12 protein-coding genes are annotated in these 11,486 nt (G+C 71.9%); 9 read left to right on the top strand and 3 right to left on the bottom strand.

Annotated features, from left to right (window positions below; all coding sequences use genetic code 11):
- Positions 1–181: 181 nt before the first annotated feature.
- Positions 182–520: a hydroxyisourate hydrolase gene (locus tag GSF22_RS23495; RefSeq protein ID WP_208815902.1), complete on the top strand. Its 339-nt coding sequence runs from the start codon at positions 182–184 to the stop codon at positions 518–520.
- A 76-nt stretch (positions 521–596) separates the two neighbouring features.
- Positions 597–3,371, top strand: a complete 2,775-nt coding sequence (locus GSF22_RS23490) for a helix-turn-helix transcriptional regulator (RefSeq protein WP_208815901.1) — start codon at positions 597–599, stop codon at positions 3,369–3,371.
- 100 nt (positions 3,372–3,471) lie between these two features.
- On the opposite strand, the gene GSF22_RS23485 is transcribed toward GSF22_RS23490, so the two are convergent.
- The 3 genes from GSF22_RS23485 to GSF22_RS23475 form a co-directional block, all read right to left on the bottom strand.
- On the bottom strand, positions 3,472–4,194 hold the full coding sequence (locus GSF22_RS23485) for a 4'-phosphopantetheinyl transferase family protein (protein ID WP_208815900.1): 723 nt from the start codon (positions 4,192–4,194) through the stop codon (positions 3,472–3,474).
- Complete coding sequence (locus GSF22_RS23480) at positions 4,191–5,045, bottom strand: metallophosphoesterase family protein (protein ID WP_208815899.1); 855 nt, start codon at positions 5,043–5,045, stop codon at positions 4,191–4,193. Before GSF22_RS23480 ends, GSF22_RS23485 begins: the two co-directional genes overlap by 4 nt.
- 130 nt (positions 5,046–5,175) lie before the next feature.
- Entirely contained in the window at positions 5,176–5,490 is a 315-nt protein-coding gene (locus tag GSF22_RS23475) for a DUF5988 family protein (protein WP_244368328.1), read from the bottom strand.
- Positions 5,491–5,899: 409 nt separating this feature from the next.
- Here GSF22_RS23475 and GSF22_RS23470 point away from each other — a divergent pair, with 409 nt between their 5' ends.
- The 7 genes from GSF22_RS23470 to GSF22_RS23440 all read left to right on the top strand — a co-directional run bounded on the left by GSF22_RS23470 (position 5,900) and on the right by GSF22_RS23440 (position 11,213).
- Entirely contained in the window at positions 5,900–6,526 is a 627-nt protein-coding gene (locus GSF22_RS23470; protein WP_208815898.1) for a hypothetical protein, read from the top strand.
- Entirely contained in the window at positions 6,523–7,509 is a 987-nt protein-coding gene (locus GSF22_RS23465) for a hypothetical protein (RefSeq protein ID WP_208815897.1), read from the top strand. The genes GSF22_RS23470 and GSF22_RS23465 overlap by 4 nt, the downstream gene beginning before the upstream one ends.
- Positions 7,510–7,520: 11 nt before the next feature.
- Positions 7,521–7,775, top strand: coding sequence for an acyl carrier protein (locus GSF22_RS23460; RefSeq protein ID WP_208815896.1), 255 nt, complete (start codon positions 7,521–7,523; stop codon positions 7,773–7,775).
- A 31-nt stretch (positions 7,776–7,806) separates the two neighbouring features.
- The gene (locus GSF22_RS23455; RefSeq protein ID WP_208815895.1) at positions 7,807–9,069 is read left to right on the top strand and encodes an aspartate aminotransferase family protein; all 1,263 of its coding nucleotides are present in this window, start codon (positions 7,807–7,809) and stop codon (positions 9,067–9,069) included.
- A complete protein-coding gene (locus GSF22_RS23450; protein ID WP_208815894.1) occupies positions 9,062–9,511 on the top strand; it encodes a type II toxin-antitoxin system RatA family toxin in 450 nt (149 codons plus the stop codon). Before GSF22_RS23455 ends, GSF22_RS23450 begins: the two co-directional genes overlap by 8 nt.
- Positions 9,508–10,590: an SDR family oxidoreductase gene (locus GSF22_RS23445; RefSeq protein ID WP_208815893.1), complete on the top strand. Its 1,083-nt coding sequence runs from the start codon at positions 9,508–9,510 to the stop codon at positions 10,588–10,590. Before GSF22_RS23450 ends, GSF22_RS23445 begins: the two co-directional genes overlap by 4 nt.
- Positions 10,591–10,703: 113 nt before the next feature.
- Complete coding sequence (locus tag GSF22_RS23440; protein WP_208815892.1) at positions 10,704–11,213, top strand: flavin reductase family protein; 510 nt, start codon at positions 10,704–10,706, stop codon at positions 11,211–11,213.
- Positions 11,214–11,486 lie beyond the last annotated feature (273 nt).

The raw sequence follows: 11,486 nt of genomic DNA, 5'->3' as shown, positions 1-11,486 counted from the left end.
GGCTATCCGGGCGTGGAGGGGTCGCCCCGGGGCAACCCCTCCACGCCCGGATAGCCCCTTGAAGGCGCCCCGATAAGGGGACCCCGAAGTGTGTACGACGTAGAGAGTCGGAAGGCCCGGCTCGCCCGTTCGCTGATGGTGACCGCCGTACCGGCGGGCCGGACAAGTCAAGTGAGTGCAGATGAGCGTCTCCGCCCAGGTTTTGGACGGTATCTACGGTCGACCAGCGGTGGGCATCCGTGCCCGGCTGGAGCGTACGGCCGAAGCGGGATGGGAGCACATCAGTACTGCCGAGACAGATACCGACGGTCAGATCAACGAGTGGACGCGGGAACAGATGGAGGGGGGACCGTACCGGATCGTCTTCGACAGCGACCGGTACTTCGCATGTCTGGGCATCGACGCGGCGTACCCGGAGATCGCGGTGATCTTCCGCGCCCGGGGCGGGGCACGTACCTGTCACATCCAGGTCCTGCTCACGCCGTACTCGTACTCCATGTACTTCGGCACGCGTGCGTGACCTACCGCACCGCCTGGGCCGGAGATCCCTCCACACCAACGAGTCGGACAACATCGTGTTGCCAAGGAGGCACAGGTTGAGACTGGTCGAGCGGGATGAGGCAGTCTCCTCCCTCAACGAGCTACTGTCCGCCGTGATCGCGGGTCGGGGTCGGGTGGCGATGGTCACCGGCGCCGTGGCGACCGGTCGGAGCGAACTGCTGAGCGCGTTCGTCGACCAGGCGGTCGACCAGGGCGCCGTGGCCGTCACGGCGGCCGGTGCGCGTACCGAACGGGACCTGCCGTTCGGGGTACTGAGCCAGCTGGTGCACGACGCCCCACTGCGGGCCGAGGACCGCACCCGGGCGATGGAGTTGCTCGCCGAGGGGATCCGGGGCGCCACCCGGACCGGTCAGCCGGACGGCGGGCAGATCGACATCCAGACGGTGCACGCGCTCTGCACCGTCCTGCTCGACCTGGCCGAGGAGAGCCCGCTGGTGCTGGTGGTGGACGACCTGCACCACGCGGACCACGCCTCCGTGGTGTGCCTGTCCTACCTGGCCCGCCGGGTGCGGGGGGCCCGGGTACTGATGCTCCTCAGCCGGGCCGAGTACGGCCAGCCGGGCGAGCCGCTGATGCGGGACGAGCTGCTCCGCCCCGGCTACAGCAGCACCATCCGACTGGCCCCGCTCACCGCCGTCGGGGTCCGCCGGGCCGCCGAACCGGTGGTCGGCCAGGCCGCCGCCGGCCGGTTCGCCGCCGAGTGGTACGCGCTCAGCGGCGGCAACCCGCGACTGCTCGGTGCCCTGCTGGAGGACCACCAGCAGGCCGCCGGTGCCGACACCGACCAGGCGGCCGAGGTGACGGTCGGCGACCGGTACGCCCAGGCGGTGGTGGCCTGCCTGCACCGGGGTGGCCCGCACGTGCTCCGGGTGGCGCGCGGGGTCGCCGTGCTCGGCGAGTCCGACTCGCTGAACCGGCTGCTCGACGTCGACACCGAATCGGCGGTCCGCACGGTACGGGCGCTCGCGGCGGCCGGCGTGCTCACCCCGGGGGGCTTCCGGCACCCGGCGGCCCGGTCCGCCGTCCTCGCCGAACTCGACACCGACGAGCGGACCGCCCTGCACAGCCGGGCCGCGGTGCTCGCCTACGACCGGGGCGCCGCACCCTGCACGGTGGCGGAGCACCTGGTCCGGGCCGGTCACGTCAACGAGCCGTGGGGCATCGCGGTACTGGAGGACGCGGCCCGGCAGGCGTTGCGGGAGGGCCGGGTCCCGTCGGCGGTGGAGTGCCTCAAGCTCGCCTGGCGGTCCTGCGCCGACGAGCAGCGGCAGGCGAGGATCATGACCACGCTGGTCCGCGCCGAGTGGCGGATCAACCCGAGCCTGGCCGCCGGTCACCTGCCGCAGCTCGTCGACGCCATGCGACGGGGCCTGCTGCGCGGCGGTGACACGGTGGTACTGGCCAAGGTGCTGCTCTGGCACGGCCGGTTCGCCGAGGCCCGGGACGTGCTGGAGAAGCTCAACGACACCGGCATCGGGCTGGACCCGGACACCGTCGCCGAACTGGCCATCACCCGGCCCTGGCTGCGCTGCTCGTACCCGCCGTTCCTGACCCACCTGCGGCAGGCCCCGGCTGCGGTGACCACGGTGGCCGCCAGCCGCCGGCTGGAGGCCGCCAGCGCGCTGGCCACCGTGCTCACCAAGGGCCTGACCGGTGACCTCGCCACCGAGGTCGAGCGGATCCTGCGGGGGTCCCGGCTGGACGAGATGACCCTGGACACCGTGGAGAGCGCCCTGCTCTCCCTGGTCTACGGTGGGCAGGCGGAACGTGCCGCGCCCTGGTGCGACCTGTTCGTCGAGGAGGCCCAGAACCGGCGGGCGCCGAGCCGGCAGGCCCGGCTGCTGGCGGTCCGTTCGGAGATCGCGATGCGGCTCGGGGACCTGCCCGGCGCCGACCGGTCCGCCCGCGCGGCGCTGCGGCTGATGCCGCCGAGCAGCTGGGGGGTGGCGGTGGGTCTCCCGCTGGCCAACCTGATGCTCGCCGCCACCGCGATGGGGCGCTTCGACGACGTCCGCGAGCAGCTCGACCAGCCGGTGCCGGAGGCGATGTTCCAGACCCGGTACGGCCTGCACTACCTGCACGCGCGGGGCCGGTACAGCCTGGCTGCCGGGCACCTGCCGCTGGCACTGCGGGACTTCCAGCTCTGCGGCAAGTTGATGGGCGGCTGGGAACTGGACGTGCCGGGGCTGGTGCCCTGGCGCACCGAAGCCGCCGAGGTGTACCTGCGGATGGGGCGCCCGGACGAGGCCCGCCGGCTGGTCGAGGACCAGCTCGGCCGGTGCGGCAAGGAGATGGCCCGGGTACACGGGATCACCCTGCGGCAGCTCGCCTCGGTGAGCCACGTGCGGCACCGGCCGATGCTGCTGCGCCAGGCGGCGGACCTGCTCCAGGCCGGCGGCGACCGGTACGAGATGGCCCGGGCCCTGGTCGACCTGACCGAGGCGTACTACGCGCTCGGCGAGTCGCGGCGGGCCGGCACCATCGGCCGGCGCGGCCGGGCCCTGGCCGAGGAGTGCCAGGCCCAGCGGTTGATCCGGGTGCTGTCCCGCAACGCCGCCTGGGACGACGGCCCGAACCCGGTGCAGCAGCAACCCGCGCCTGGTGGGGTCACCGCCCTGCTCAGCGACGCCGAACGCCGGGTCGCCGCGCTGGCCGCGGTGGGCTACACCAACCGGGAGATCTCCGAGAAGCTCTACATCACGATCAGCACGGTGGAACAGCACCTGACCCGGACGTACCGGAAGCTGAACGTGACCCGGCGCAGTGAACTGCCGGCGGACCTGGAACTCGACTTCTCCGGTGCGAGCTGAGCGTCGGAGCGGGTGGCGGGACCGCACCGTGCCGGTCGTTCACCGGGCAGCGGTACGCGCCGGACGGGTGGGCCCGTCCGGCGCGTACCACCCGTCCGGCTCAGGCCGGAGCCGGGACGACCGGCGTGGCCACCGGGACCCGGACCGGCGTGTGCCGGGTCGCCAGCATGGTGGGCACCACGATCGTGGTCAGCAGCAGCCCGTCCGAGGCCAGCCACCGCCCGGTGAAACCGGTCAACTGCCGGCCGTTGACCATCGGCCCGTCGACCAGCAACCGGGCGGAGAAGGTGCCGGCCAGCGGGTCGATGCTGATCATCGCCTCCTCGAAGTCCAGGAAGCGGTGGGCCAACGGGTACCACGCCTTGTAGACGGACTCCTTGGCACTGAACAGCAGCCGGTCCCAGTGCACCCGGGGATGTTCCCGGGTCAGCATCCGGATGTCGTCCCGCTCGACGGCCAGGGAGACCGCCTCCAGCACGCCGTCGGTCAGCGCGGCGTTCGGCTCGGCGTCGATGCCGATGGTCCGGACCCGCTCGGCCTCACCGACCACCGCCCCCCGGTACCCGGCGCAGTGCGTGATGCTGCCGACGATCCCCATCGGCCAGCGCGGTTCGCCCCGCTGGCCGGGCAGGATCGGGGCCGGTGGCCGGCCGAGCAGGGCCAGGGCCCGCCGGGCACAGAACCGGGCGGTGGTGAACTCCCGGCGGCGCTTCTCCACCGCCTGGCTCACCACCCGCTCCTCGGCGTCGAAGAGCCGGGCGTCCGGCGGATCGTCGAACAGGTCGACGGCCACCACGTAGGCCGGAAGGATGGATTCGATCATGCGTTCTCCTCCGCTGGGAGGACCACCCTGAGGTGGTCGCCATGTCGTCCGTACATCTCGCGTTCCCGCGGGTAGCCGAGGGAGACCTCCACGAACGGGACGTCGTCGGCCCAGGTCGTACGCGGGATGTGCAGGTGTCCGTAGACCACGGCCCGGGCCCGGTACCGCCGGTGCCAGTCGGCGGTCCGGGTGGTGCCGCACCACTGGGCGAACTGCGGGTAGCGCAACACCTCCGTCGGCTCCCGGGTCATCGGGAAGTGGTTGACCAGCACGGTGGGCAGCGCCGGGTCGACGGCGTCGAGCCGGCGCGCGGTCCGGCGTACCCGGGCGGCGCACCAGCTGTCGGCGTCCGGGTACGGGTCGGGATGCAGCAGGAACTCGTCGGTGCAGACCACCCCCGACCGGTGTGCCCAGGCCAGCGACTCCTGTTTGCTGGTCCCGGCCGGCCGGAAGCTGTAGTCGTAGAGCAGGAAGAGCGGGGCGACGACGACCGGGCCACCCGGACCGGTCCACACCGGGTACGGGTCCTCGGGTGTCACCACCCCGAGGTCACGGCAGAGCCCGACCAGGTGCTGGTAGCGCTGCTCGCCGCGCAGCTGGACCGGGTCGTCCCGGGGGGTCCAGAGTTCGTGGTTGCCGGGTGTCCAGACCACCCTGGCGAACCGCTCCCTGAGCAGGCCGAGGGCCCACGTCACGTCGGCCACGTGCTCGCCGACGTCCCCCGCCACGATCAACCAGTCCTGGTCGGATGTGGGGCGAAGGTCGGCGACGATCTCCCGGTTCGCGGGGTAACCGACGTGCAGGTCACTGATCGCCAGCAGGCTGCCGCCCTTGGCGTCATTGGTGCTCACCGGGCGAGCGTATGGGGCAGAAAATTGCACCGGAACAACTGGAATTTGTTTCTAGGGTGGCTCGCCCGACGTTAAGGGCGGTTAGGGGTCGCGCCTTTTCCGTACCGCCCCACCACAATCGCAGGCGATGTCACTCGGCGATTTTCGTCCGACTCGTCCAGCGGAACACATTGGACCGCCCGCTCGGGGCGAAGACCCGTTCGAAGTGTTCGTAGCCACCGTGGTGACTGATCCGCAGCCGACCCTCGGCGGCCATCGGGGCGGTGACCACCAGAGTGCGGGGCAGACCGGCCGGGCCACCCTCCAGCACCACCGACACCCCGTCGATCCGGCGGGCGGCGGCCACCCGGTCCACCGGGCGGTCGGCGGCGAGTTGGCCGGTCCGGGGTGGCGCCAGCAGCGTGGAGGTGGGGGCCGACGAGCTGGAACTGCTACTTTCGGGCATGGGAACCGCCTTTGCGTCGCCTGGTTTCTCGACTACCTCTTCGCGGGCGGGTCGCCGGCAGGGTCGCCGGCCACCACCCACCTGTGTCAAGGATCACCGGTACCGGCGGCCGGAGACATCCCCTAGGCACCCCTGACGCCGTGGGCCCAGGGGCCCACACCCCGGCACCGTTTCCGTGCCCGTACCGTCGCTTTCGGTGACGGCGCTGGTATGTTCATCCCGTTCCGGGCAGTGGAATGACCCCTAACAATCGCCCCGGAAAAGGGCCCCTCGGCCCCCCTAAACGAATGCCTTTCCGTTGACACGCACCAGGTGCGGTGGTGTTCTGCTGCTCAGCCGAAAAGTAGCAGGACCAGCAGGATCGAATCCGGCGCCCTGCGAACGACACGTCAGGGAGTCAGGGGACCCGATGAGCGTGGCGACAGAAAACCAACTGAAGGCCCGCGATCTGGATCGCGGGGACAATCTTGCAGCAGCCCGCGTCTTCACCGCCGCGTTCATGGACGACCCGATCTGGCAGGCCACCGGTCCACGCCGGGCCTGGCACCGTCGGCTGGTACTCACCGCGCTCTACTACGCCGAGGTGCTCATCGCCCGCGGTCGCCGGGCGGTGCTGCTCGGCGCGTACCGGGGCGAACGGCTCGACGGCGTGATCATCGTCTTCCCGGACGGGGAGCGGGGACTGCCCTGGTGGGGCTGGGTACTCCGGTCGGTCGCGATCATCATCGCCGGCCCCCGGGCCACCGCACGCAGCCTGACCGTGTCCAACGCACTGGACCGGCTGCACCCGGAACAGGCGCACGCGCACTTCTGGCTGATCGGTTCCCGGCCCGACTCACTGGGCGCCGGGTACCTGCTCATGCGCTCCGCCACCGCCCGGATCGACCGGCTCGGCCGACCCGGCTACCTGGAGGCGACCTCACCGGAGATGGCCGAGGTCAAGGAACTGCTCGGCTGGCGGGTCCGGGAACGGTACACCCTGCCGACCGGCGCGGTGGTCACCACCATGTGGCGCGACTGCCCGAGCCGGGTATGAGCGCCGGGGGACTGCACCGCTCGCTCGCCCTGCTCTACCCGATCCCGGCCCGGCACCGGCGGGCGGACACCGGCCGGGCCGAGGCGGGGCAACTGCTCGGCTGCGACGACGCCACCCTGAGCGACCTGGTCCGGCGCGGGCTACCCGCCACCGGCGAGCCGGGTCGGGAACGCTTCGACTCCCGGGACCTGTTCAACCTGGGCCTCTACGCCGGTACCGGCCAGAGCATGTCCGAACAGGTCTTCGTCTTCGCGCTGCGCTGGATGCGGGCCCGAACCGAGGCGCTGCTCGCCCCCCGTACCGCGGCCTTCTCGGCCCGGGTCGAGTGCGACGCACCGGACGGCTGCGGCGACGCGCCCCGCAGCGTGCTGGCCCGGCCACTGCCCAAGGAGTACGACGGCGACCTCACCGACTACGCCACCGACCCGGCCGACGCGGGCGACGACGACACCGTGGTCTCCGCCAGCCCGTCGCTGGGCATCACGGCGACCCTCCAGACCCGGGGCGAACTGCTGCCGTTGCGGTCCGCCGGGGCCCGGGCGGCGGTACGCGAGTTCCTCGGTGCCGACCTGCGCTGGGTCAAGCTGCCCGAGGACCTCCAGGCCGACGTGGACCTGATGCTCGACCGGGGGGTGGCGAGCTGCGCGTCGGCCAGCCGCTGGCTGCGGCAGCTCTGTGTCGAGGCCGGTGTCCCGGCCACCACCCGGATGGGCTGGGTGGTCGGGATGGAGATGGTGCACGCCTGGGTCGAGATCGAGGACACCGACGGAGTGACCAAGGTGCTCGACCCGATCTTCGCCCTCTTCGCCGCGATGGCCCCCGGTGCCAATCCGGTCTTCCGGGACCCCGACCAGGCGTTGCGGACCAACCGGCTGGTACCGACCGCACTGGCGGCCGGGGAGCCGCTGGCCCGGCACAGCTGCGGCGGGCGGACCGTACCCGCCCGTCTGACCACCAAGATCCTGCCCAAGGTGAGCTCCTAGGAGAAAAACCGATGATCCAGCAACGCGTCCGCGACGTCTTCGCATCCGTGTTCGACCGTGCGCCGGCCGACCTGCCGGACCGGCTCGACCCGCAGACGGTCGACGGTTGGACCTCGCTGCGCCACCTGCGTTTCGTCATCGCCCTGGAGAACGAGTTCGGCATCGAGATCGATCCAGACGTCGTACCGGCCCTGGTCTCCGACACCGCCGTCGTGGACTTCCTCACCCGCGAGCTCGACACCGCCGGTGCCGGGCGGCCCGCGTGACACCCGGACACCGCAAGGAGCACGGTCGACCATGAGTACCGGCTTTCTGACCCGCTACGCCGCCGCCTTCGGCAGGTCCGAGGCGCTGATGCGCCGCCTCTCCGGCCTGCTCGGCGGTGAGGTCGCCGCCGAGGGCGCCTGGATCGTCGACACCGCCGGGCGGCGCTGGCTCGACTTCGGCTCCTTCGGCCTGCACCTGCTGGGGCACCGGCACCCTGCGGTGACCGCCGCCGCCACCAAGCAGCTCGACCTGATGGGGCTCTCCGGCAAGGTGCTCGGCAACGACGCCGCCACCCGGTGCGCCGAGGCGCTCATCGACGCCACCCCGGCCAACCTGGACCGGGCGGTACTGGCCAACACCGGTGCCGAGGCCGTCGACATGGCCGTCAAGATGGTGCTGCTGGCCACCGGCCGGGACGAGTTCCTGGCCTTCCGCCGCTCGTACCACGGCAAGACCATGGGCGCCCTCAGCCTCTCCGACGCGGCCGGCGGTGGGGACCGGTTCGGCCTGCGCAACCCGGTCCACTTCCTGGAACCCGACGACATCGGCCCGGTCCGCGAACTGCTCGCCACCGGCCGGATCGCCGGGGTCTTCATCGAACCGATCCAGGGGGAGGGCGGTATCCGCCCGGTGGCCCGGGAGTTCCTGGAGCAGCTGCGCCAGGTCTGCACCACCACCGGTACCCCCCTGGTCCTCGACGAGATCCAGACCGGCCTCGGCCGGTGCGGCCGGCGCTGGCGCTCCGCCGACGACTGCCGACCGGACCTGCTCCTGGTCGGCAAGACCCTCGGCGGTGGCCTGCTCCCCGTCTCGGCCGTGGTGTTCAGTAGCGCCACCATCGGGGCCACCGCCACCGACCCGGTCGTGCTCGCCTCGTCGTTCGCCGGCGGGGCCCTGGCCGCCACCGTCGGCGAGACCGTCGTCGACCTGGTCTGCGACGAGCACCTGCTGGACCGGGTACGCGATCTCGGGCTGACCGCCCGGACCCGCCTGGCCGACGGGCTGGCCGCCAACCCCCGGGTCCGCGAGGTCCGGGGGGAGGGCCTGATGATCGGCGTCGAACTGGACGATCCGGCGCTCGCCGGCAACGTCGTCATCGAGGCGGCCCGCCGGGACCTGCTGATCAGTTTCTGCCTGAGCCGCCCCAACGTGATCCGGATCTACCCGCCGGTGGTCATCGACCGGGCCGAGCTGATCGACGGCCTCGACGCCTTCGTCGGGGCGGTGAATGCCGCGTCGCTGCCGGCTGCGGCCGCGACTTCTCCGAGCTTAGACAGAGGTGACCATGCCTAGAGTTCACGCCGCACACGACATCCGGGGCGCGGCGATCGACGACGTGTGGAACGTGGTGTCGGCGTTCGAGCGGTATCCGGCGGTGATGCCGAACGTGCTGAGCGTCGACATCCTCGAACGCTCCGGCCGTGAGTCGGTCAGCGCCTGGCGGGTACTGCTCGACGGCACCGAGATGACCTGGGAGGAGCGGGACGTCTTCGAGGCGCCGCACCGGATCACCTTCGACCAGGTCGACGGGGACCTGGCGGTGTTCCGGGGCGACTGGCAGCTGACCGATCTCGGGGACCGGGTCCGGGTCGAACTGACCCTGGAGTTCGACCTGGGCATCCCGTCCCTGTCGGCGGTCCTCGACCCGCTGGGCGCCCAGGCCATCGAAGCCAACTCGCGGGGCATGCTGGCCGCGATCGGCGAGCAGCTCACCGCCCTCGAGAAGGTCGCATGAGCGCCGGACGGATCCTGGTCACCGGCCTCGGTGGCGCGCTGGGCAGCGAACTGGCCCAGCGGCTCACCACCTTCGCCGGCAGTGCGGAACTGGTCGGGATCTTCTCCAGCAACCGCTCCCGGGACCGGTTCCTGGAGCGGGCCGACCCGGTACTCCGGGTGGTGCTCCGCGCCGAGGTCTGCGACCTCAGCGACGCCGCCGCGGTCGCGGCCCTCGCCACCCGGCTGGGCCGGGTGGAACACACCCTGGTCGCGCACGTCGCGGCCAACGTGAGCTGGACCCTGCCGCTGGCCGACGCGGTACGCGCCAACGTCGACGTGACCCGGCACGTCGCCACGCTGGCCCGGCGCACCTCGGCGACCACCCGGTTCGTCTACGTCTCCTCGGCGTTCACCGCCACCGAGAACTGGCGCTACCGCAACACCTACGAGGAGTCGAAGGCCGCGGCCGAGCGGATGCTCCGCGCCGACTTCGCCGACCTGACCCTCTCGGTCTTCTCGTGCAGCCTGGTCGTCGGACACAGCCGTAGCGGCAGCATCTCCCGGTTCCACGGCATCTATCCGCTGGTCCGGCTGATCGAGCGGTACGAGCTGCCGTTCATCCCGGCGGCCCGGAACCACCGGATGGACATCGTGCCGGTCGACTGGGTGGCCGAGGAACTGTTCCAGCTCATGGCCGGGCAGTTCGCCGGCCGGGCACCCCGGCACGTGGTCGCCTCGGCGGGGCCGGCGGCACCGATGATGACCGACCTGGTGTCGCAGACCGTGGCGGTGCTCAACCGGCACCGGCTGATCGAGGGTCGACCGATCATGGGGCAGGTCGCCGTGCTCGGCCTGCGTCAGTACGACTTCCTGCGGCGGTCGCTGGACAGCTGGCAGGTGGGCAACGTGCGGATGCCGAGTCCCCGGGTACTCGACCGGGTGATGGCCACGTACCGTCCGTACCTGGAGGACGGGAACGTGCTCCCGCCCAGTGGGACCACGTCGCCGGTCCCGGCGTACGCGGACTATCTCGACCCGGTCATCTCGTTCTGGCTCGACCGGTCCCGCCGGGACGAGCGCCAGCTCTCGACGGTCTGAGGCGCGGCGGTCGGACCCTCCCGGCCCGCCGTCGTGCCGCCACCGTCGCCGATCCGCCGTCGTCTGCGCAAAGGAGCCCCCATGCCGAAGCCCCGGAACCAGGTGGGAGTGGAATGACCACCGTGGAGATCGAAGCACCCGTCGGCCAACCCGTCGACGACCAGCTGTTCCGGAACTGGTTCCGGCGCCAGGCGTCGAGCGTCGTGGTGGTCACCGTCGCCGGTGATCCCCCCGCCGGCTTCACCGCGACCTCGTTCACCTCGCTGTCGCTGCATCCGCCGCTGGTCTCGGTCTGCCTGAACCGGGACTCGTCGAGCTGGCCGGCGATGGTCCGGGCCGGGCACGTCGGCGTACACCTGCTCGGCGCGGACCAGGCGGCGGTGGCCGGCACCTTCGCCACCCACGGCATCGACCGGTTCGCCGCCCACCGGGACTGGCGGTACGGCCCCCGTGGCGTGCCGCTGCTCGACGGTGCCCTGGGTTGGCTGCTCTGCCGGGTGACCCAGCTCGTCCCGGCCGGCGACCACGCGATCGTGATCGCCGCGCCGCTGCTGGGCAGCCACGAACCGGACGGCCAGCCCCTGCTCTACCACGACGGGCACTACACGCGGCCCGCCCACTGAACTGTCCCACCGCTCCACCCGCCCGGCCCGGTCGATCACGTCGACCGGGCCGGACCGCTTTCCGGCGGCGGCGTGGGGGCGGTCGGGCCACCACCCACCCGCGCACCCTTTGCTCTGCTTCAGCGGGGGCAACAGTAACTCTCGGTGACCCGGCATCGACCCGGCCGGAGCAGGCCGACGGGCGGAAACCGCAGCTCGGCGCGGGTGTTTCCGTGACTGAAGCAGAGCAAAGCGTCGGAGGTGGGGTGGGCAGGCGCCAGGCTGGCCCTACTC

The organism is Micromonospora echinofusca (genome assembly GCF_017614955.1).
Lineage (GTDB): Bacteria > Actinomycetota > Actinomycetes > Mycobacteriales > Micromonosporaceae > Micromonospora > Micromonospora echinofusca_A.
The sequence above is the reverse complement of the archived record's forward strand: the minus strand, read 5'-3'. Positions and strand labels throughout refer to the sequence as shown.